The 19,278-nt window shown below is 50.9% G+C and carries 24 protein-coding genes; 15 read left to right on the forward strand and 9 right to left on the reverse strand.

The window, feature by feature from the left end:
* Positions 1 to 8: 8 nt before the first annotated feature.
* The 4 genes from ACYVJG_RS05410 to ACYVJG_RS05425 form a co-directional block, all read right to left on the reverse strand.
* On the reverse strand, positions 9 to 1,103 hold the full coding sequence (locus ACYVJG_RS05410; RefSeq protein WP_460430151.1) for a branched-chain amino acid ABC transporter substrate-binding protein: 1,095 nt from the start codon (positions 1,101 to 1,103) through the stop codon (positions 9 to 11).
* A 22-nt stretch (positions 1,104 to 1,125) separates the two neighbouring features.
* Positions 1,126 to 1,677 (reverse strand): SiaB family protein kinase, encoded by a 552-nt coding sequence (locus ACYVJG_RS05415; protein WP_460430152.1) that lies wholly within the window; start codon positions 1,675 to 1,677, stop codon positions 1,126 to 1,128.
* An 85-nt stretch (positions 1,678 to 1,762) separates the two neighbouring features.
* Positions 1,763 to 2,209 (reverse strand): HIT family protein, encoded by a 447-nt coding sequence (locus ACYVJG_RS05420; RefSeq protein ID WP_460430153.1) that lies wholly within the window; start codon positions 2,207 to 2,209, stop codon positions 1,763 to 1,765.
* 19 nt (positions 2,210 to 2,228) lie between these two features.
* Positions 2,229 to 3,278: an adenylate/guanylate cyclase domain-containing protein gene (locus ACYVJG_RS05425; RefSeq protein WP_460430154.1), complete on the reverse strand. Its 1,050-nt coding sequence runs from the start codon at positions 3,276 to 3,278 to the stop codon at positions 2,229 to 2,231.
* A 327-nt stretch (positions 3,279 to 3,605) separates the two neighbouring features.
* On the opposite strand from ACYVJG_RS05425, the gene ACYVJG_RS05430 reads away from it, so the two are divergent.
* A complete protein-coding gene (locus ACYVJG_RS05430) occupies positions 3,606 to 3,947 on the forward strand; it encodes a zinc ribbon domain-containing protein YjdM (protein WP_022653279.1) in 342 nt (113 codons plus the stop codon).
* A 58-nt stretch (positions 3,948 to 4,005) separates the two neighbouring features.
* On the opposite strand, the gene ACYVJG_RS05435 is transcribed toward ACYVJG_RS05430, so the two are convergent.
* Positions 4,006 to 4,608: a CBS domain-containing protein gene (locus ACYVJG_RS05435; protein ID WP_460430155.1), complete on the reverse strand. Its 603-nt coding sequence runs from the start codon at positions 4,606 to 4,608 to the stop codon at positions 4,006 to 4,008.
* 268 nt (positions 4,609 to 4,876) lie between these two features.
* Here ACYVJG_RS05435 and ACYVJG_RS05440 point away from each other — a divergent pair, with 268 nt between their 5' ends.
* Both ACYVJG_RS05440 and ACYVJG_RS05445 read left to right on the forward strand, forming a co-directional pair.
* Positions 4,877 to 5,155 (forward strand): type II toxin-antitoxin system RelE/ParE family toxin, encoded by a 279-nt coding sequence (locus tag ACYVJG_RS05440; protein WP_460430156.1) that lies wholly within the window; start codon positions 4,877 to 4,879, stop codon positions 5,153 to 5,155.
* Between the two features lie 10 nt (positions 5,156 to 5,165).
* Complete coding sequence (locus ACYVJG_RS05445) at positions 5,166 to 5,456, forward strand: HigA family addiction module antitoxin (protein WP_460430157.1); 291 nt, start codon at positions 5,166 to 5,168, stop codon at positions 5,454 to 5,456.
* A 49-nt stretch (positions 5,457 to 5,505) separates the two neighbouring features.
* Here the strand turns inward: ACYVJG_RS05445 and tolQ are convergent, their stop codons facing one another.
* The 3 genes from tolQ to ACYVJG_RS05460 all read right to left on the reverse strand — a co-directional run bounded on the left by tolQ (position 5,506) and on the right by ACYVJG_RS05460 (position 8,546).
* Positions 5,506 to 6,201 carry a protein TolQ gene (gene tolQ / locus ACYVJG_RS05450; protein ID WP_460430158.1) on the reverse strand — a complete coding sequence of 232 codons (696 nt, stop codon included), beginning with the start codon at positions 6,199 to 6,201 and terminating at the stop codon, positions 5,506 to 5,508.
* A gap of 47 nt (positions 6,202 to 6,248) precedes the next feature.
* On the reverse strand, positions 6,249 to 6,806 hold the full coding sequence (locus tag ACYVJG_RS05455; protein WP_460430159.1) for an L-threonylcarbamoyladenylate synthase: 558 nt from the start codon (positions 6,804 to 6,806) through the stop codon (positions 6,249 to 6,251).
* A 75-nt stretch (positions 6,807 to 6,881) separates the two neighbouring features.
* Positions 6,882 to 8,546, reverse strand: a complete 1,665-nt coding sequence (locus ACYVJG_RS05460; protein WP_460430160.1) for a sigma 54-interacting transcriptional regulator — start codon at positions 8,544 to 8,546, stop codon at positions 6,882 to 6,884.
* A 296-nt stretch (positions 8,547 to 8,842) separates the two neighbouring features.
* On the opposite strand from ACYVJG_RS05460, the gene ACYVJG_RS05465 reads away from it, so the two are divergent.
* The 6 genes from ACYVJG_RS05465 to ACYVJG_RS05490 all read left to right on the forward strand — a co-directional run bounded on the left by ACYVJG_RS05465 (position 8,843) and on the right by ACYVJG_RS05490 (position 13,544).
* The gene (locus tag ACYVJG_RS05465) at positions 8,843 to 9,106 is read left to right on the forward strand and encodes a phenol hydroxylase subunit (protein WP_460430161.1); all 264 of its coding nucleotides are present in this window, start codon (positions 8,843 to 8,845) and stop codon (positions 9,104 to 9,106) included.
* A 47-nt stretch (positions 9,107 to 9,153) separates the two neighbouring features.
* A complete protein-coding gene (locus tag ACYVJG_RS05470) occupies positions 9,154 to 10,170 on the forward strand; it encodes an aromatic/alkene monooxygenase hydroxylase subunit beta (RefSeq protein WP_460430162.1) in 1,017 nt (338 codons plus the stop codon).
* Complete coding sequence (locus ACYVJG_RS05475; RefSeq protein WP_460430163.1) at positions 10,167 to 10,436, forward strand: MmoB/DmpM family protein; 270 nt, start codon at positions 10,167 to 10,169, stop codon at positions 10,434 to 10,436. The genes ACYVJG_RS05470 and ACYVJG_RS05475 overlap by 4 nt, the downstream gene beginning before the upstream one ends.
* A gap of 34 nt (positions 10,437 to 10,470) precedes the next feature.
* Positions 10,471 to 12,024: an aromatic/alkene/methane monooxygenase hydroxylase/oxygenase subunit alpha gene (locus tag ACYVJG_RS05480; protein ID WP_460430164.1), complete on the forward strand. Its 1,554-nt coding sequence runs from the start codon at positions 10,471 to 10,473 to the stop codon at positions 12,022 to 12,024.
* A 14-nt stretch (positions 12,025 to 12,038) separates the two neighbouring features.
* Complete coding sequence (locus tag ACYVJG_RS05485) at positions 12,039 to 12,419, forward strand: phenol hydroxylase subunit P4 (protein ID WP_460430165.1); 381 nt, start codon at positions 12,039 to 12,041, stop codon at positions 12,417 to 12,419.
* A gap of 66 nt (positions 12,420 to 12,485) precedes the next feature.
* Entirely contained in the window at positions 12,486 to 13,544 is a 1,059-nt protein-coding gene (locus ACYVJG_RS05490) for a 2Fe-2S iron-sulfur cluster-binding protein (protein WP_460430166.1), read from the forward strand.
* 10 nt (positions 13,545 to 13,554) lie between these two features.
* Here ACYVJG_RS05490 and ACYVJG_RS05495 read toward each other — a convergent pair whose 3' ends face one another.
* Complete coding sequence (locus tag ACYVJG_RS05495) at positions 13,555 to 14,262, reverse strand: GntR family transcriptional regulator (protein WP_460430167.1); 708 nt, start codon at positions 14,260 to 14,262, stop codon at positions 13,555 to 13,557.
* Between the two features lie 141 nt (positions 14,263 to 14,403).
* Between ACYVJG_RS05495 and ACYVJG_RS05500 the strand changes: the two genes are divergently transcribed.
* From ACYVJG_RS05500 to ACYVJG_RS05525, 6 genes are all read left to right on the forward strand, one after another.
* Positions 14,404 to 14,733 (forward strand): 2Fe-2S iron-sulfur cluster-binding protein, encoded by a 330-nt coding sequence (locus tag ACYVJG_RS05500; protein WP_022653265.1) that lies wholly within the window; start codon positions 14,404 to 14,406, stop codon positions 14,731 to 14,733.
* 66 nt (positions 14,734 to 14,799) lie between these two features.
* Positions 14,800 to 15,726, forward strand: a complete 927-nt coding sequence (locus tag ACYVJG_RS05505; protein ID WP_460430168.1) for a catechol 2,3-dioxygenase — start codon at positions 14,800 to 14,802, stop codon at positions 15,724 to 15,726.
* The gene (locus ACYVJG_RS05510; protein WP_022653263.1) at positions 15,727 to 16,152 is read left to right on the forward strand and encodes a GlcG/HbpS family heme-binding protein; all 426 of its coding nucleotides are present in this window, start codon (positions 15,727 to 15,729) and stop codon (positions 16,150 to 16,152) included.
* 50 nt (positions 16,153 to 16,202) lie between these two features.
* Positions 16,203 to 17,657, forward strand: coding sequence for a 2-hydroxymuconic semialdehyde dehydrogenase (locus ACYVJG_RS05515; protein ID WP_460430169.1), 1,455 nt, complete (start codon positions 16,203 to 16,205; stop codon positions 17,655 to 17,657).
* A 30-nt stretch (positions 17,658 to 17,687) separates the two neighbouring features.
* Positions 17,688 to 18,470, forward strand: coding sequence for a 2-oxopent-4-enoate hydratase (gene dmpE / locus ACYVJG_RS05520; protein WP_460430170.1), 783 nt, complete (start codon positions 17,688 to 17,690; stop codon positions 18,468 to 18,470).
* A gap of 13 nt (positions 18,471 to 18,483) precedes the next feature.
* The gene (locus tag ACYVJG_RS05525) at positions 18,484 to 19,278 is read left to right on the forward strand and encodes an SDR family NAD(P)-dependent oxidoreductase (protein WP_460430171.1); all 795 of its coding nucleotides are present in this window, start codon (positions 18,484 to 18,486) and stop codon (positions 19,276 to 19,278) included.

Consider the following 19,278-nt stretch of genomic DNA (forward strand, 5'->3'; position numbering starts at 1 on the left):
GTCGCGACTTAATCCAGATAATCAATTTCGCCACGGTTAAACGCATAAATCACAAAACCGGGCTCGGAAATATCGCCATGTTGATTAAACCTGACTTTGCCTAAGACCGAATCAAACTCGCGGCTTTTTAAGGTCTTGGCGACAGCTGGCATCGCCGTACTTTGGCTGGCTTTCACTGCCTGACTCCAAATTTGTACGGTGGCATAGCTATAAAAGGTAAAGGCTTCAGGTCGATAGCCTTGGGCAAGATAGCGTTTGGTCAGGGCTTGATTACGGCGGTCGTGTGAGGGGTCGGGGGGGAATGTAATCAAGACGCCATCGGCCAAACGGCCGGCTTGTTCAATAAACGCTTTATTCATGAGGGCATCACCGCCCAACATGCGAAACTTCAATTGATATTCCCGTGCCTGCCGCAAAAATGCCGCCGCTTCATTGCCATAACTGGCAAACACCACAAACCGGATTTTTTCTGTTTGCATCCGGTTCAGGATGGCGCTGAAATCGGTTTGCCCTTTCTCAATTTTGGCAACGAAACGCTGTTGTAACCCTGCTTTATTGAGGTGATGTTGCGTCATGCGGGCAAAGCCGCTGCTGTAAACCGTACTATCATGCAAAATTGCAATCGGTTTGTTTTTATGATTGCGGGCAATATAGTCTGCTGCCACAAAGCCCTGCATATCATCGCGCCCACAGGTGCGGAACACATTGGGCAGTTTGCGATTGGTGAAATCAGGATTGGTGGAAGCAGGGGTGATTTGAATAATCCCGTGTTGGTGATAAATGTTGGAAGCGGCAATCGAGGCGCCAGAACACAGATGGCCGTCAACCAATACTACGCCTGCTTCACTGAGTTCCTTCGCGATAGTGACGGCTTTTTTCTCGTCACACACATCATCACGCACCAACAATTCAAGCCGCTGCCCCAATAACCCCCCTTGGCTATTGATTTCATCCACCGCCGCTTGCGCGCCACGCCGCAGTTGTTCGCCCATCGACGCATGTTCGCCACTCATCGGGCCGACCACCGCGATTTTGATTTGTGCCGCTGCCGGCATGGCGATCCATAAGGCTAAGAGCCACGCCGAGGGCTGCATCCATCGCATCAATCGTCTCGTTGCCATCACATCAAATATACGCTTTCAAGCAAAAGAAAGCGGCTTGGTTGTCGAGGTCCATAAAATCGAATTGAATCGGTTCGCTGGCGCGGCGGGCGATTTCGATCAGGCCAATGCTACCGCCTCGGCTTTGTTCTTCGGCGGGTTCGCGCAGCTTTTCTTTGTAATGCGCTTTGAGGGCCTCTTTGTCCATCTGTGAGAGTTGTTGCAAGCGGTCGCGCAGAGAGGTGACATCGTCTTGACTGACGATATTGCCGCACACCACAAAAAAGCGATTGTCTTCACGGCCAACGGCAATCATGCCTGAGCTGAGTTCGACTTTTTTTCCGACCTCGCCTTCGACACGGTCGGCAGAGTAGCGAATGATGTTTTGCACTTGTTCAACAAAAATCGAAAACACTTTGCGTGTGACGTTGGCATCGGTTTCATCGAGTGCCATTTTTTGTTTTAACGCTTCGCCCAGTGCATACAAAATCCCTTCCGACACATAGCCGGTAAAGGAAAAGATAATGCCTTTGCTATGCAAGTCTTGTTGAAAGTGATAGTAGGGCTGCACCAGCATACGGGGGATCTCCCTTTAAGCAGATCGTTTTAGAAACAAGCGCAAGAGTGTGCCACATTCTGTTTGATGCTGAGTTTGTGTTATGTCAGCGATTGGCGAGTGCATTTTTAATCTGTGTTGCGTATTGATGCAACAACTCGCGTGGTGGTTCTTTGCGTGGCCAACTTAATGCAACACCATCATCGACATGGCGCGGCAAGATGTGAATGTGAAAATGGAACACCGTTTGGTCGCCGGCTTTGCCGTTGGCTTGGAAGAGCGTGAGCCCCAGCGGTTGAAAAGCGTGTTGGACGGCTTGCGCGACATGATGCACCGTACGCATGACTGCCGCCGCTTCATCCGTTGTCAATTCAAACAAATTGGCGGCATGGCGTTTGCTGGCAACCAATACATGCCCCGGGTTCACTTGGCCGATGTCCATAAAGGCGACGGTTTGATCGTCTTCATACACCACCGCCGCTGGAATTTCACCCGCAATCAGACGACAAAAAATACATTCGCCAGCCGGCGAGGTGTCGATAAACATCGGCATGGTATTTCCTCTGCTTGGTCTAAGATGATTTCTTGCAAAATAATGCAGTCGGTGTGGTTTTGCCGTGTAAAACCGTCAATTTGGCACTTGCTTGGAACAACTGACAGTAGGCCGGTGGAAGACGTTGTATCACATTTGCTGACACGGCTAATACACAATCCTCTTCGCGGGTCATGCTTTCAAGACGCGCAGCGATATTGACGGTATCCCCAATCACGGTATGGTTTTTTCTTTCTTGGCTGCCAATATCCCCCAAAATCACTTTACCAAAATGACAGCCGACACCAAAACCCTCTGGTGTCGGTAATTTTTCTGCTTGTAATTGTTGCAACAACATTGGCCATTGTTGTTCAAAATCTAATGCTGCCGCGACTGCCGATTCACACGCCCGTGCCTCACCCTCTAAACCAAAAATCACCATAATGGCATCGCCAATATATTTATCCACTACACCATTGTGTTTCGATACCACTCGGTGCCAATGTTCAAAATAAATGTTCAACATTTTAGTGACATCAATTGCGCTTGCATTTTCACATAAATATGTAAAATTTTTAATATCAGAAAATAAAATGCAAAGAGACATATCTGTGGCGACAATATCTTCTTGCAAAATACGATTGCGGATGTTTTGGTCAACATAGGTTCCAAACAGCTGAAAAATTCGGTTCTTTAATCGTAAAATTTCCAACCGTCCAAGTGCGACGGTCATGGCTAGAATACAGCCGCCAATAATAATAAAGTGATGCGTGATGTCATTTAGGAAATTACTTGTATAAGAAAAAATGTTATTGATGGTGAGGGCAGATTGATCGCGTAGGTCTTTGAATAGGTCAAGATAGAAATAGAGAAAAATAAAAATGCTGACATTCAGCAATACGGTTAATACTTCAGAGAACTGGGTAACAAATGGATTGGGATGTTGTTTAAGATGGTAGAAAAAACAGGAAATCGCTGCATAAATCCAAAAACCAATATGGGCTGCATTCAGGATATGGTCAAATCCTTCGCCTATTTCTCCCATACTGTAGATCGCTGGGGCAATCAATGAACAGAAAAAACGAGTCATTGAAGTGTGCCCCATTGTGATAATGCAGTGGGTTTGAATAACCAGTGCGAGCACTAATAAGCTGTGATCAAGGCTGCTAAAAAATAGTGATTTCTGCAGGATGATTTGCATGATAATATAAAACAAAGCAAATTGACCTGAGTACAATAAAATCTCTTGTGCAAATTGTGACAGATATTTTTTATTCATGATTTTTTCGGATAAGAAAGCTCATTCTTATCTTAAAGGGTATGTTTCAAACTGACCTTAACAAAAATGACACGACAGCTATCAAAATCACCTGCAAAAATATAAAATTGTCTTTTCAAATGTTGCTGAAAGTTTGTGATGAGTTCACTGCCTGCCTGTCCACAATGCCAATCTGTTTACACCTATGAAGATGGTGCGATGTATGTTTGTCCTGAGTGTGCCCATGAATGGCCACAACAAGCCGCTGTGGTTGAAGAACAACAGCGTGTGATTCGTGATGCCAACGGGACGCTGTTGCAGGATGGGGATAGCGTAACGGTGATTAAGGATTTGAAAGTCAAAGGCTCTTCATTGGTGGTGAAAATTGGCACCAAAGTGAAAAACATCCGCTTGGTCGAAGGCGATCACGACATTGACTGTAAAATTGACGGTATTGGCGCGATGAAGTTGAAATCAGAGTTTGTGAAGAAGCTGGCTTAAACGACAGCAATAAAAAAGCCAGTCGCACAGACTGGCTTTTTTGTGGTGCGAGAAGAGATCAATCTTCGTGTAACAACGTGTGTTGAATCTCAGAAAAACTACTAGGCACACGGACAAAATTCAGCGAAATCCCCAAACGGCGGGCAATTTGCGAGGTGGAGAACAAACCACAAATTTCGTGATGACCTGTTTGTGGATTTTTTTCAATCACTAGCGCGTGTTGGCGGCCATACCGTTTCATGGTGGCAATCAGCTGACCGACGTTGGCATGTTCCACATCACGCAACAACAGCGATTCCAATTCCGCACGCGGTGTCATGACATCACGCACCAAAATTTCGTTATGGCGGCGGCCTTGTTCGTGGATGCGCTGCATCGGACGCTCACCCAAAATATCTTTAGCGGTGACCAAACCAACCAAGTTGCTGTTCTCGTCGATCACGAACAATAAACGAATGGCACGACCTACCATCAGACGGTGTGCATCTTCAACCGAAGCATCATCGTCAATGGTCACTGGATCGAGCACTCGCAAATCGGTCATCACTTCGACGGCTGGGCTTTCCATCGTGACCGAACGGCGCGGACGTTGCGCCAGCGACAGCAAAACCGTTCCTGCTGGCAGCGAGATGGAGGGCAGGGGGGAGTAGTGAGTGTCCATCAGTTGAATCTCCACGCATTGTTTTGATTAGCCGCTTATCGGTGCGGGTCCATCATGATGAGGTGTTTGAGCAACTTGCTGACCTCATCATGGTTTCATTTTATGCCCAAGTTGCAAATGCGTGAAATAGCAAAAACACATTTCCTGCTAAAAAAATTTTCTTTCCCCAAAAAGACAAACGACAACATCCATTAAGATACCGTCTTATTCTGAACTGGGTGGGGGACTGCATTGTTGTAGTTCGTATATCAAGGCTATACAATGGTGCATGATTCGAAGTTTCCGTCACAAAGGACTTGAAGCCTTCTATCGCAAAGGCAGCAAGGCCGGTATCCAGCCTCACCATGCTAATCGACTTCACGCACAACTGACTGCGTTGGATTCGGCTACCTGCGCGGAAGATATGAATTTTCCTGCTTGGCGTCTGCATCCCCTGACGGGAGATCTGTCTGGTTTTTGGGCTATTACCGTAAATGGTAACTGGCGCTTAATTTTCCAATTCCATGGCGAAGATGCAGAGTTAGTTGATTATTTGGACTACCACTAGGAGAGTGACAATGAATGGCATGCACAATCCAGCTCACCCCGGCGAAGTGTTAAAGGAAGGCTGGCCGGCTGAAGTAACTATCACGGCAGCGGCAAAGCAACTTGGCGTAACGCGGGCCACGTTGTCACGCATTCTCAATGGTCATGCCTCTATCAGTGCAGACATGGCCTTACGCTTGCAGGATTGGTTGGGCATCAATGCGCAAATGTGGCTGCGTATGCAGGCAACGTATGATTTGTGGCAGGCGGAGCACAACAAGCAGCGGCCTCGTGTTGAGCGACTCAAGCACCTAGCCCAGTAGCCCGCTAGAGTGGGCACGTTTCTGTGCCCACTACATCGGTAAAATTGCACTAATTACTCAATGGCATCCGTGCGGCTTGGCGTTGCAGAATGTTGGAGAATTCTTCCATAAAGGTGTCAAAACGTAGGGCGAGGCGGTCAACTTCATGCGAAAAACGGTTGTAACCAATCACCGCCGGAATCGCCGCAAATAAACCAATCGCAGTGGCAATCAACGCTTCGGCAATCCCCGGTGCCACGGTGGCCAGCGTGGCGGTACCGGCATTTCCCAAGCCGATGAAGGCATGCATAATCCCCCAGACGGTTCCCAATAATCCAATATACGGGCTGATTGAACCGACCGTGGCTAAGAAAGCAGTATGGCGGTCGAGTTCGTCGATTTCACGTTGGGCGGCCGCTTTCATGGCGCGGCGGGTGCCATCCATGATGTCGGACAATTCGCCCCCCGGTTGTCGCCGCAGTTTCATAAATTCACCAAAACCAGCCGCAAAAATTTTTTCAGTGCCAACACTGTCCGGCTCGGTGGCAACACGTTGGTAAATGGTGTTCAGATCGGTACCCGACCAAAACAATCGCTCGAAATTTTCGACATGGCGATTGGCTTTACCAAGGCTGCGCCACTTATTAAAAATATGCATCCACGAAATAATCGACAGCAATACTAACAAAGCCATGATGAACTGCACGGGTAAGGTGGCATCGAGTATTAACTGCACAACAGACAATGATTGCGGAGCAGATTCCACAGTAATCCTTTCTCTGCGACAACAAAGCCGCCTATATGGGGGCAAAATTAGCGCAACACACGCCCAGTTTGGACATCAATAATGGTTGAAGGTTTGCGCCGTTTGCCGATCTGACCGGGGAGCGTGAGGACTTGTTTCCCAAACTGCCGTTGGCAGGCGGCTGCCGAACGCAGCGAGCGTTGTCCGGCACGATTGGCCGAGGTGGACACTAACGGGCCCAGTGCTTGGCAGAGGCGCTGTGTAAACGGGTGTGCTGTCACACGAACGGCTAATGTGCGATGGCGTCCGCGTAAGAGCGGCAACACTCGCTTGGCGGCAGGCAGCAACAGCGTATACGGACCGGGCCAATAGCGTTGACACATCGCTTCGGCTTCCACCGATAACGGCGCGAGCAAGGGGCGTAATTGGGCTAACGAGGCGGCCACCACAATCATGCCCTTATGATTAGGCCGTCCTTTATAGGCAATGACGCGCTTTAACCCTTTTGCCGATAACGGATGGCAACCAAGGCCAAAACACGATTCAGTGGCATAAGCAATCACGCCGGCTTGGCGCAAATGATGTTGGGCCCGACGTAAGAATGCTGCAGGTGGAAGACGTGACATGAACAACAGCTCAATCCGGCAAATGAAGGCCGGTATTCTGACAGATTGGCAGCGATTTTTGCTATGTCGTCTTGTCTAGGCGCTGGTCTTTTTTAAGCGATAGGCCAATTGTGGCCGCGTAATGCCTAACATCCTTGCCGCCCGTGATAAATTGCCATCGGCTTTTTTGACCGCATGATTCAAAAAATTGCGCTCAATATCATCAAAACTCAGTCCACTGTTTAACATCTGCTCATATAAATCATGTTCTGCTGTTGGCATGGCAGCTTGTAAGTGGCCACCTTGGTCAAGGCCGGTGTTGTTCATGGCCTGCTGTTGTGGGAACAGATGATTGACTTCAATCAAGCCCCCCGGCTCGGCCAAAATCAAACCCAGTTCAATGGTGTTCTCCAACTCGCGCACATTACCCGGCCACGGATGTTGTAATAACGCCGCCAGCGCACGGTCGGTAATGCCTGCCGTCGGTTTTTCATGTAACACACTTAAGCGTTCCAACATCGCGTTGACCAACAGCGGAATGTCGCTTTGTCGTTCGCGTAGTGGGGGAATATGTACCGGATAGACATGAATCCGGTAGTACAAATCAGCGCGGAAGCGGCCTTCGCTGACGGCTTGTTTAAGGTCAACGTGGGTGGCGGTGACTAAACGAACATTCACCTTACGCACTTTATGATCGCCCAGCCGTTCAATTTCGCCTTCTTGTAAGACCCGCAATAACTTTGCCTGTGCCGCCAGTGGCAATTCACCGACTTCATCTAAAAATAAGGTGCCACCGTCGGCACGTTCAAACCGGCCCATCCTTGTTTGTTGTGCGCCGGTATAAGCGCCTTTTTCCACCCCAAATAGTTCTGCTTCAATCAGATTTTCTGGGATGGCGGCACAGTTAACGGCGATAAAAGGTTTATCTCGGCGGCCACTTTGTTTGTGTAATAAACGGGCAAAGCGTTCTTTACCCACACCGGTTTCACCTTGTAGTAATACCGTGACTTGGCTGGCGGCGGCGCGTTGAATCAGATGACAGGCATGGCGAAAGCGTTCAGAACTGCCAATCATGCCATCACAGGGTGGGGTGCGGCTGATGCTTTGTCGTAAACAATCCACTTGTTTTTGCAGTTCAAGTAATTGCGACAAAATCGAATCTTGCGCGAAGAAATGGCGGTAATCGTCGGCATCTTCCCATTCTTGTAACGGTTTACCGATGATGCGGCACTGCGGTTTGCCGCTGGCGGCGCATTCCACTTCTTTGAACAGAATAAACTGCCCCATAAAAGCCGAGGTATAACCAGAGGCATAGCCAATTTGCATCCAGCACACTGGGTGGTCGGTATGGCCAAATTCTTTGACATGGCTATCCGATTCCCACGAGTCTTTCCATAAAAACTCGCCGTAGAACTCACCCTGCGCCATATCAAATTCCACTTTGACCGGCGTAACCTGCACGCTGCCTTCTAGCATGTGCAACTGTGGACCGACGACAAAAGCGTCGATCTTGTCGCCATTGCCGCGTATCTTGCGGGCAATTTCCGCATCCTTCATCCCTGAGACATAGCCGACACGGGTGAGTAAATTGCGCGCATGTTCCAGCCCAACCAAGCTGATGATTTCTCGCCGTAATACCGCCATCGCGGCCACATGCAGCATCAACATTCGGCTTTCTGCCAGCCAAATATGGCCGGTTTCTGCCGAGAAATGCACCAGCTCACGCAGATCGTGATTTTTGGGGTATTTGATTGCCGCCATGCTTCTCTCTCCTCGTTGTGTGTCGTGTTCGCCCTTCTTTGAGGGCTGTGCTGCGCCGGTGGATGGCGGATAAAGCGCGTGATTTTTACAAATTTAGCGCGCTTGGGCAGCTCAATGTAGAGCAATTTACCATTTGATCAAATAAAAAATCGATATTTTACCAAATCATCAATTTTTTATAGATGCTGCGCCGCAACAAAAATGCGTGTTTTCAGCAAAAACAAAGATTTATTGCCGTGGCACGCTTCTTGATAAGAATAAATTGCTCACCACCGAGTTTTGCCTTGGAGCTCATCATGTCATCAGTTCTACCTGCCACATTGCCGAAATTCGTTCGCGTGACTGGGATGCGTGGGCAACAGTTCATCGAATTTGACTTTGCTATCGGTGAACCAGAGCTGTTCGTAGAAATGATTTTGCCTGTGGAACATTTCGAAGCGTTTTGTCGTGATAACCAAGTGATCCAAATGGACAGCGACAGCAGCGACCGAATTGATGCAGACAAACAGCAATGGCGGAGTGGCGACAGTCAACTGACACAACGCCCACGTGAGGCTTAGGCCTCATTTACCTGCTATTCACATCACACAATAACGAGGAGAGACGAATGCAGATTGATTTGCGTACTGTGGCGATTCGCCCCAAACGCCAGACTTTTAGTCATATTGCCCGCCGTCAAGGGCAAGACAAAGCGGCATCGCGTTACCAAGAGGCCACGTTAGACCTGCAGCCGACCGCGAATTTCCACTATCGCCCTTATTGGGCACCGCAATTTGAAATCTTTGACAGCCGCCGTACCCAAATCGTGATGAAAGATTGGTATAGCTTCAAAGATCCGCGCCAGTTCTATTATGGCACCTACACCATGGCACGGGCACGACAACAAGATGCGGCGGAATCGGCCTTTGAATTTGTCGAAGATCGCGGTTTGATCGCGCTGTTGCCAGAATCCTGTCGTGAACAGGCCCTACAGGTGTTATTGCCACTGCGCCATCTGGAATGGGGCGGCAATATGAACAACACCTATCTTTGTGCGTATGGCTACGGCACGGCCATCACACAGGCGGCGATGTTCCATGCCATGGATCGTCTGGGTATTGCCCAATATCTGACCCGCATTGGTTTGACCTTAAGCGGCCCGGATGCTTTAGACACTGCTAAAACAGCGTGGTTGGAGCAAGCCGAATGGCAAGAATTGCGCCGCTATGTTGAGGACACCTTTGTGTTGGATGACTGGTTTGAGTTGTTGGTCGCGCAAAACGTGGTGCTCGATGGCTTGTTATATCCCTTGGTGTACGAAGCCTTTGATGATGCCATCAATCTGCAAGGTGGTACTGCCATCTCGATGATGACGCAGTTTATGCGCGATTGGAAAACCGAAACCAACAAATGGCTCGATGCCACTTTAAAAACCGCAGCAGCCGAATCGCCCGACAACGCAGCACAGTTGGCACAGTGGGTGGCGCATTGGCAACAACGCGCACAAGTGGCATTGGCGCCGGTGGCACAACTGGCTTTACCAGAGACGGGTGCGGCCGTGTTAGAAGACATCGCCCAAGAATTTTCAGCTCGTATGCAAAAACTGGGCGTGCGTGCTGCCCAAACTGAAGGAGTGGCCGCATGAGTAAGGTTTTTATCGCCCTGCAAACCAATGACGATACCCGTCCGATTATCGAAGCCATTTTGGCCGACAACCCTCACGCTGAACTGAATGAAGCACCGGCAATGGTCAAGATTGACGCTGAAGGCTCGCTGACCATTCATCGCAATAGCATTGAGGAGCTGTTGGGGCGTGATTTTGATTTGCAGGAACTGCATCTGCACTTGATTACCCTGTCGGGCAATATCGATGAAACCGACGACGAATTCACCCTGTCTTGGGCCAACTAAGTTGGGCCGCTGTTAAAGCATACGAGGTGTTGCAATGGATATGAAAACCAGTGGCCGCAAACTTGGCCTGAAAGAGAAATACGCACACATGACCCGTGGCTTGGGTTGGGAAACCACCTATCAGCCAATGGATAAGGTGTTTCCGTATGACAAGATGGAAGGCATCAAAATCCATGATTGGGACAAATGGGAAGACCCTTTCCGTTTGACCATGGATGCCTATTGGAAATACCAATCGGAAAAAGAACGTAAGCTGTACGCAATTATTGATGCGTTTGCACAAAATAATGGCCATCTCAATGTCACCGATGCCCGTTATATCAATGCCCTGAAGCTGTTTATCACCGGCGTATCACCGCTGGAATATATGGCTCACCGTGGTTTTGCCCACACTGGCCGTCAATTACGTGGCGTGGGCCCGCGCATTGCCTGTCAAATGCAGGCAATTGACGAAATTCGCCACGTTCAAACCCAAATTCACACCATCTCGAACTACAACAAGTTCTACAACGGCATGCACGATTTCCGTCACATGCACGATCGGGTGTGGTACTTGTCGGTGCCAAAATCGTTCTTTGACGATGCCATCTCCGCTGGCCCATTTGAATTTATGGTCGCGATTGGGTTTAGCTTTGAATATGTGCTGACCAATCTGTTGTTTGTGCCGTTTATGTCGGGTGCCGCATTTAACGGCGATATGGGCACCGTTACCTTCGGTTTCTCGGCTCAATCAGACGAAGCCCGTCACATGACCTTGGGTCTGGAAGTGATCAAATTCCTGTTGGAACAAGACCCCGACAATCTGCCGATTGTGCAGAAATGGATTGATAAGTGGACATGGCGCGGTGTGCGGATGTTGACCTTGGTGGCGATGATGATGGATTACATGCTGCCTAAACGCGTGATGAGCTGGCGCGAAGCATGGGATATCTATTTCGAGCAAAACGCCGGTGCCTTGTTCAAAGATTTGGCGCGCTATGGCATTACCATGCCGAAGTGTGTTGAAACCGCGATTAAAGAAAAAGACCACATCTCGCATCAAGCGTGGGCGACCTTCTATCAATACGGTGCGGCGGCGGCGTTCCACACTTGGATGCCAACCCCCGAAGAAATGGATTGGTTGTCGTCGAAATACCCTGACAGCTTCGACCGTTACTACCGTCCACGTTTTGAATATTGGCGTGAGCAAGAGGCCGCCGGTAACCGTTTCTATAACAAAACGCTGCCGATGTTGTGCCAGACCTGCCAAATTCCGATGTTGTTCACCGAGCCAGACGATCCAACCAAAATCGCCTATCGCGAAACCACCTACAAGGGTGAGAAATACCATTTCTGTTCTGACCATTGCCAGCACATCTTTGAAGATGAGCCGGAAAAATACATGCAGTCGTGGTTGCCGGTGCATCAAATCTATCAGGGCAACTGTTTCCCCGAAGGCGTTGACCCCACCGCCCCCGACTTCGACCCCTTGGCCGCTGTGTTGCAGTGGTATCACATCCAATTTGGCGCCGATAACCTCAGCTTTGAAGGGTCGGAAGATCAGAAAAACTTCGAACAGTGGCGCGGTATGGCCACCCAGAACGTGTGAAGGGAAACCACATCATGACGACAACCGCAGATCTGCGTAACCCCCCTCCGATGAAAGACTATCAAGGGCAGCCAAAAGATGGCGCGGATAAATTTCATGGCAACCAACTGTTGTATATCGGTTGGGAAGATCACCTGTTGTTCTGTGCTCCCTTTGCGTTCCCATTTCCACCAGCGATGCGCTTTGGTGATGTGGTGAGCCATGTGTTGCCCGGGGCCTTTGGCTATCACCCTGACTTTGCCAATATCGACTGGCAGCAGGCGCAATGGTTTAAATCAGGTCAGACTTTCCAACCCGATTTTGACAAATCGTTGGCTGACAATGGCTTGGGGCATAAAGACGTGATTCGCTTCCGCACCCCCGGTTTAACCGGCATTCGCGGTTCTTGTAGCTAACCCCCACGGCCAGCACCACTGCCCTTGGTGGGGGGGCTGGCTGTCTTTGTCTCGGAATTTTTGGCCATGAGCTACCAACTGACGATTGAACCCCTCGGCGAGACGATTGATGTCGAAGAGGGCCAAACCATTTTAGATGCCTGTTTACGGAAAGGCATTTGGCTGCCACATGCTTGCTGTCATGGCTTGTGTGCCACCTGCAAAATCCAAGTCAACGATGGTGAGATTGAACACGGCGAAGCCAGCCCGTTTGCGCTGATGGATTTCGAACGCGACGAAGGGAAATGCTTGGCGTGTTGTGCCACCTTGCAATCGGATGTGGTGATTGAAGCCGAAATTGAAGAAGAGCCCGATGCTGCCAACTATCCCGTCACCGACCATGTGGCAACGGTTAGCCGGATTGTTGACCTGACGCCCACCATCAAAGGTATTTTTCTCCAGCTTCCCGCAGGCGAACAGCTCGCTTTTCAGGCAGGGCAATATGTCAATTTGCAAGTGCCTGGGGTGGAACAAGCCCGTGCCTTTTCGCTGGCAAATGCACCACAAGACGCTGAATTAGAACTGAATATCCGTCATGTCCCCGGTGGACAAGCCACGGCATGGCTACATGAGAATCTCAAAGAAGGTGACCGTCTGGCCTTGTCTGGGCCATACGGACGCTTTTTTGTCCGTAAATCGGCGCAACAGCCGCTGTTGTTTATCGCCGGTGGGTCGGGATTATCTAGCCCAAAATCGATGATTCTTGATTTACTGGCCGAAGGCTGTCAGTTGCCAATTACCTTGGTGCAAGGGGCGCGGCAATTATCTGAGCTGTACTACCACGATTTGTTTACCGAGTTGGCCGCACAACACAGCCACTTTACCTATCTGCCAGCGTTATCGGCTGAACCGGAAGACTCCGCGTGGGCAGGTTTCCGTGGTCATGCCCATGAAGCTGCTCGAGAACACTTTGCTGGCGATTTTCGTGGCGTGAAAGCCTATTTATGTGGGCCACCGGCCATGATCGAAGCATCGATTGCCACATTGATGCAGGGCCGGTTGTTTGAGCGTGATATTTACACCGAGAAGTTTTTTAGTGCTGCAGATGCACAACAAGTGCGGAGTCCTTTATTCCGCAATGTGTAGTGAGCGTGGGCTATTCGCCAAAGCTGTCAGCAGGTAGCCGCCGCACCACTTCGAGGGTTTTTTCGATGTGGTGAATTAACAGCCGGCAGGCAGTTTTGGCATCGCGTTGTAGGGTGGCTTCGAGCAAAGCACGGTGTTCGGCGTGGACATCACGCGGCACGGTGGGATTGCCTAATACCAAACGGCGATAACGCTCGGATTGTTGATAGAGGATAGACAGGAAATGCAGCGTCCAACGCGAGGGGCACGCGGCGAGCAGGCTGGAATGAAAAGCGCGGTTGCGGGCTTCCCATTCATCAAAGCCAACATCGCCTTGGTGCAATCTTTCCTCCACTCGCGTTAGGCGGTGAAACGCAGCAACGGCATTGCTCTCCCAGACTTCATCGCCATGCGCGATAGATTGGGCCAATGCCTCGGCTTCGAGCACCGTCCGCACGCGGGTGATGTCCTGAAAATCGTCCAGTGAAATCGGCGCCACTCGAAAACCGCGTTGGCCTTGGACAGTGACAAGGGCATCGGTGACCAGCAATAACAGCGCCTCGCGCAACGTGCCGGCACCGACTTGATATTGCTTTTTCAGGTGTTCAACGCGCAGCTTGCTGCCCGGGCGGTGTTTGCCTGTCACGATGTCGTGGCGCAGCTGAAGATAGGCATTTTCAGCCAAGGTTTTTGGGCTGTTGGGTTCGATAGCCGCTGCGTGTAAAGAGTCTTGAGACATAAAGAGTCAGAGTTTTCTGCAAAAAACGAATACTCGAGATTTTACGCTGAACAGGGTTTTTTGCAGCACAAAAAAATCTCGAGAAAAAATGTTTACATCGAGAAAAACAAGTTGTATCGTAATGTTTCACGGGAGAACAGCATGGCAACGCCAACCTTTAATGTGCTGATTACTGATACCGGAGAACGCTATCGCTGCCGTTCCGACCAGACGGTGTTAGCTGGGATGGAAAACCTCGGTCGTAAGGGGATTCCTGTCGGTTGCCGCCAAGGGGGGTGTGGGGTGTGCAAGGTGGCGGTGTTGTCGGGTGAATACCAAGCAAAGGTGATGAACCGCGATCACATCAGCAAAGAAGATGAAGCGGCTGGGCGCGTGTTGGCGTGTCGCATTCGGCCAAGCTCAGATTTGGAAGTCCAGGTTTTGGGTTCGATGAAAAAAAATGTCTGTTATGTCCGCAAGCCAGCGGCATAACAGCGAGTCGAAGCAATGGCCAATCACGGCTGAAATAGAGAAGAAGCTAAACAAGGAGAAAACATCATGGCGATGACCGGCGTATTGCGTCCAGGACATGCACAACTGCGCGTGTTGGATATGGAAGAATCGGTGAAGTTCTACACCGAAGTGATGGGCTTAGTGGAAACTGGCCGTGACAGCCAAGGCCGCGTGTACTTCAAAACCCGTCAAGAACGCGACCACAACAGCATTATCTTGCGCGAAACCGATCGTGCAGGGCTCGATTTCTTTGGCTTTAAGGTGCTCGACAAAGCAACCTTAGATGACTTCGAACAAAAATTGCAGGCCTATGGTGTAAAAACCGAGCGTATGCCCGCTGGTGAGCTGTTAGAAACCGGTGAGCGTGTGCGTTTTGTGTTGCCTACTGGCCACACCATTGAACTGTATGCCGAAAAAACCGACGTCGGTAACGGCATGGGGTATTACGACCCAGACGTCGATGTGATCGATGGCCCGGGGATTCGTCCAGTTCGCATGGACCATGCGCTGATCTACGGTGGCGATATCGATGGCAACCTGAAACTGTTTACCGAAGTGTTGGGTTTCTCGTTGGTCGAGCGCGTCAAGCTGGAAGACGGTGAAACCGACTTGGCAACCTGGATTACCTGTAGTGCTAAGGCCCACGATTTGGCGATGGTGCGTCATCCTGAAGATGGCAAATTGCACCATGTCTCTTTCCTGATGGAAAGCTGGGAACAGGTGTTGCGCGCAGCCGACATCATGAGCCGCCATCGGGTATCGATTGACATTGGCCCAACTCGCCACGGCATCACCCAAGGCACCACGATTTATTTCTTCGATCCTTCCGGCAACCGTCTGGAAACCTTCTGCGGCGGCTATCAACACTATCCCGACATGCACCCGATTACTTGGAGCTGGGAAGAAGTGGGCCGTGGCGTGTTCTATCACGACCGTCAGCTGAACGACGCCTTCCTGAGCGTGGTGAGCTAAATGCAAGCCGCCACCCTCTTGCCCGGTATCACATGGGAGGCGGCGGCCACCGCCGCCCGTGCGGCGGTGTTGTATGCCGAAGCCCGCCAGTGGCGTATCAACGTCGCCGTTGTTGATCGCAGCGGCAATCTGATGAGCTTCTTGCGGATGCCCGGTGCCTTTTTACATTCGGTTGATATCGCTATCGACAAAGCCTACACCGCAGCCAGTTTCGGTTTCCCAACCAAAGATTGGATGAAACATATCGGCCACGATGATGGCATGAAGCTGGGTTTCTCATCACAGCCCCGTTTGGTGGTTTTTGGCGGCGGACTCCCGATCACTGTTGGGCAAGATTGGATTGGCGGCATCGGGGTGTCCGGTGCGTCAGAGGCTGAGGATGAAGAATGTGCCCGCGCCGGTCTGGCGGCGATTGGATTGGCTTAAGTTCACCCTAACGCGCTTTTCTCTACGTTTGAATAAGGACACTGTGCACCATGAAAGACATCCTGAATTTTATTAACGGCGAGTTTGTCGCCACCTCAAAACAGTTTGAAAAACGCACCCCAGTTGATAACAGCTTGATTGGCATGGTGCATGAAGCTGGTCAAAGCGAAGTCAATGCGGCGGTGGCTGCTGCACGTGCTGCATTAGAAGGCCCTTGGGGCAAGATGACGGTACAAGAACGTACCGAGATTTTAAACAAAGTGGCGGATGAGATTACCCGCCGCTTTGATGAGTTTTTAGAGGCCGAATGTGCCGACACCGGCAAGCCAAAAAGCTTGGCCTCGCATATCGATATCCCACGCGGTGCTGCCAATTTCAAAATTTTTGCTGACGTGATTAAAAACGCGCCGACCGAATTTTTTGAAATGGCCACCCCAGATGGCAAGGGCGCGATTAACTACGCGGTACGCCGTCCGGTGGGTGTGGTGGGTGTGGTGTGTCCGTGGAATTTACCGTTGTTGTTGATGACATGGAAAGTCGGCCCAGCCTTGGCCTGCGGTAATACCGTGGTGGTGAAACCTTCTGAAGAAACGCCACAAACCGCCACCCTGCTCGGCGAGGTGATGAATGCCTGCGGTGTGCCAAAAGGGGTTTATAACGTTGTGCATGGTTTTGGCCCACAGTCGGCCGGTGAATTCCTCACCACCCATCAAGGGGTGAATGCCATCACCTTTACCGGTGAAACGCGCACTGGCGCAGCAATTATGAAAGCCGCTGCCGAGGGCGCACGGCCGGTGTCGTTAGAAATGGGCGGTAAAAACCCAGCGATTGTGTTTGCTGATTGCGATATGGAGGTGGCGATTGAAGCCACATTGCGTTCATGTTTTGCCAACTGTGGCCAAGTGTGTTTGGGCACCGAACGGGTGTATGTCGAACGCTCGATTTTTGATGCCTTTGTAACGCGCCTTAAAGCCGGTGCAGAAAAACTGAAATTGGGTGTGCCTAGCGATAGCCAGACCAATATGGGCCCGCTGGTCAGCCAAGAACACCGCAACAAAGTCTTGTCCTACTACAAAAAAGCCGTGGAAGAAGGCGCAACAGTCATCACCGGTGGCGGCATCCCCGAAATGCCGGCTGAGCTGGCGCAAGGGGCATGGGTGCAACCGACGATTTGGACTGGCCTAGACGACAACGCTACGGTGGTGCGGGAAGAAATTTTTGGCCCTTGCACCACAGTGATGCCGTTCGATAGCGAAGAAGAAGTCATCCGCCGTGCCAATCACACCCACTATGGTTTGGCAGCTTCGGTCTACACGCAAAACATCAACCGCGCCCATCGGGTCGCCGCGCAATTAGAAGTGGGGTTGGTGTGGGTAAACAGCTGGTTCCTGCGTGATTTACGTACCCCGTTTGGTGGCTCGAAACAATCGGGCATCGGGCGTGAAGGCGGTGTGCATTCGCTGGAGTTCTACACCGAGCTGAAAAACGTCTGCATCAAGCTGTAATGCCCACTGCAACCTAAGGATACCTTTGAGATGGAACAAGCCAAGATCAACGAGTTGGGCGATGAGTTGTATAGCGCGTTAACCGAATGCCGCACGATCACCCCACTGACTTCGCGTGGCCTCGATATTTCTATCGAAGATGCTTACCACATTCAACAACGCATGATTGCACGCCGGATTGAAAAAGGTGAGCGTGTGGTCGGGAAAAAAATTGGCGTGACCAGCCAAGCGGTGATGAATTTGTTGGGGGTGCACCAGCCCGACTTTGGCTATCTGCTGGATGGCATGTTGTACAACGAAGGCGAGGCGATTCCGTTTGATCGCCTGATTCAGCCAAAGGCCGAAGGCGAAATTGCCTTTTTGCTGAAAAAAGATTTGCAAGGCCCGGGGGTGACCGCTGTGGATGTGTTGGCAGCCACCGAAGGGGTGATGGCTTGTTTTGAAATTGTCGATTCGCGCATTCAAGACTGGAAAATCAAAATCCAAGATACCGTTGCCGACAATGCCTCGTGTGGGGTGTTTGTGTTAGGCGATCAGCTGGTGGATATCAGCAAAGTCGATTTGGCCTTGTGTGGCATGGTGTTAGAGAAAAACGGTGAAATTGTTGTTACCGGTGCCGGTGCTGCAACCTTAGGTCATCCCGTCAATGCCATGGTCTGGCTGGCGAACACCTTGGGCCGTCTTGGTATTCCATTGAAAGCGGGTGACATTGTGTTGTCTGGCGCAATGGGGGCCATGGTGCCGATTCAAAAAGGCGACAACTTGCGCGTTACCATCGGTGGCATCGGTGGTTGCTCCGTTCGTTTCGTATAAGGCACCGCCGATCATGGATTTGTTGCTTGCAGGTAAAACCGCCCTTGTTACCGGATCAACTGCCGGCATTGGCTTTGCGATTGCCTCTGAGCTCGCCCGTGAAGGGGTGGCGGTGGTGTTGAATGGTCGTTCAGCCGCCGGTGTGGCAGCGGCGCAAACGCGGTTGCTGGCGCAACTGCCGACCGCCAAAGTGGGCGGCGTGGCAGCAGATTTGGCAACGGCAGCGGGTTGCCAAGCGGTGATTGATGCCTATCCCCAACTGGATATTTTGGTCAACAACCTTGGCATCTTTGACCCCGTTCCTTTTGAAGCTATCTCTGACGATGAGTGGCAACGCTTCTTTGATACCAATGTAATGAGTGGTGTTCGGTTATCGCGTCACTATTTGCCGCTGATGAAGTCGGCCAACTGGGGACGAATTGTCTTTATCTCCAGCGAATCGGGGGTTAATCCACCGACCGAGATGGTGCACTACGGGATGAGCAAGGCGGCAGAACTGTCGATTTCTCGCGGTCTAGCACAGTCTGCCGCCGGCACCGGCGTCACTGTCAATGCCGTCCTGCCGGGGCCGACCCGTACTGAAGGGGTGAGTGAGTTTTTTGCCAAATTGGCCGCTGAACAAGGGCTTGATCTGGCAGAAACCGAACGCCGGTTCTTTGCCGAGGCGCGCCCCACCTCGCTTTTAAAGCGTTTTATTGATCCAACAGAAGTGGCGGCACTGGTGACCTATGTGTGTAGCCCACGTGCCGCTGCCACCAACGGCGCCGCCTTGCGCGTCGAGGGCGGCATTCTGTCCTCGATGTGTTGA

Source organism: Aquaspirillum soli (assembly GCF_054781915.1).

Bases quoted from the DNA above. Each gene is read 5' to 3' on its own strand.
- ACYVJG_RS05410 (WP_460430151.1), bottom strand. From the start codon at position 1,103: ATGCGATGGATGCAGCCCTCGGCGTGGCTCTTAGCCTTATGGATCGCC.
- ACYVJG_RS05415 (WP_460430152.1), bottom strand. From the start codon at position 1,677: ATGCTGGTGCAGCCCTACTATCACTTTCAACAAGACTTGCATAGCAAA.
- ACYVJG_RS05420 (WP_460430153.1), bottom strand. From the start codon at position 2,209: ATGCCGATGTTTATCGACACCTCGCCGGCTGGCGAATGTATTTTTTGT.
- ACYVJG_RS05425 (WP_460430154.1), bottom strand. From the start codon at position 3,278: ATGACTCGTTTTTTCTGTTCATTGATTGCCCCAGCGATCTACAGTATG.
- ACYVJG_RS05430 (WP_022653279.1), top strand. From the start codon at position 3,606: ATGAGTTCACTGCCTGCCTGTCCACAATGCCAATCTGTTTACACCTAT.
- ACYVJG_RS05435 (WP_460430155.1), bottom strand. From the start codon at position 4,608: ATGGACACTCACTACTCCCCCCTGCCCTCCATCTCGCTGCCAGCAGGA.
- ACYVJG_RS05440 (WP_460430156.1), top strand. From the start codon at position 4,877: ATGATTCGAAGTTTCCGTCACAAAGGACTTGAAGCCTTCTATCGCAAA.
- ACYVJG_RS05445 (WP_460430157.1), top strand. From the start codon at position 5,166: ATGAATGGCATGCACAATCCAGCTCACCCCGGCGAAGTGTTAAAGGAA.
- ACYVJG_RS05455 (WP_460430159.1), bottom strand. From the start codon at position 6,806: ATGTCACGTCTTCCACCTGCAGCATTCTTACGTCGGGCCCAACATCAT.
- ACYVJG_RS05460 (WP_460430160.1), bottom strand. From the start codon at position 8,546: ATGGCGGCAATCAAATACCCCAAAAATCACGATCTGCGTGAGCTGGTG.
- ACYVJG_RS05465 (WP_460430161.1), top strand. From the start codon at position 8,843: ATGTCATCAGTTCTACCTGCCACATTGCCGAAATTCGTTCGCGTGACT.
- ACYVJG_RS05470 (WP_460430162.1), top strand. From the start codon at position 9,154: ATGCAGATTGATTTGCGTACTGTGGCGATTCGCCCCAAACGCCAGACT.
- ACYVJG_RS05475 (WP_460430163.1), top strand. From the start codon at position 10,167: ATGAGTAAGGTTTTTATCGCCCTGCAAACCAATGACGATACCCGTCCG.
- ACYVJG_RS05480 (WP_460430164.1), top strand. From the start codon at position 10,471: ATGGATATGAAAACCAGTGGCCGCAAACTTGGCCTGAAAGAGAAATAC.
- ACYVJG_RS05485 (WP_460430165.1), top strand. From the start codon at position 12,039: ATGACGACAACCGCAGATCTGCGTAACCCCCCTCCGATGAAAGACTAT.
- ACYVJG_RS05490 (WP_460430166.1), top strand. From the start codon at position 12,486: ATGAGCTACCAACTGACGATTGAACCCCTCGGCGAGACGATTGATGTC.
- ACYVJG_RS05495 (WP_460430167.1), bottom strand. From the start codon at position 14,262: ATGTCTCAAGACTCTTTACACGCAGCGGCTATCGAACCCAACAGCCCA.
- ACYVJG_RS05500 (WP_022653265.1), top strand. From the start codon at position 14,404: ATGGCAACGCCAACCTTTAATGTGCTGATTACTGATACCGGAGAACGC.
- ACYVJG_RS05505 (WP_460430168.1), top strand. From the start codon at position 14,800: ATGGCGATGACCGGCGTATTGCGTCCAGGACATGCACAACTGCGCGTG.
- ACYVJG_RS05510 (WP_022653263.1), top strand. From the start codon at position 15,727: ATGCAAGCCGCCACCCTCTTGCCCGGTATCACATGGGAGGCGGCGGCC.
- ACYVJG_RS05515 (WP_460430169.1), top strand. From the start codon at position 16,203: ATGAAAGACATCCTGAATTTTATTAACGGCGAGTTTGTCGCCACCTCA.
- dmpE (WP_460430170.1), top strand. From the start codon at position 17,688: ATGGAACAAGCCAAGATCAACGAGTTGGGCGATGAGTTGTATAGCGCG.
- ACYVJG_RS05525 (WP_460430171.1), top strand. From the start codon at position 18,484: ATGGATTTGTTGCTTGCAGGTAAAACCGCCCTTGTTACCGGATCAACT.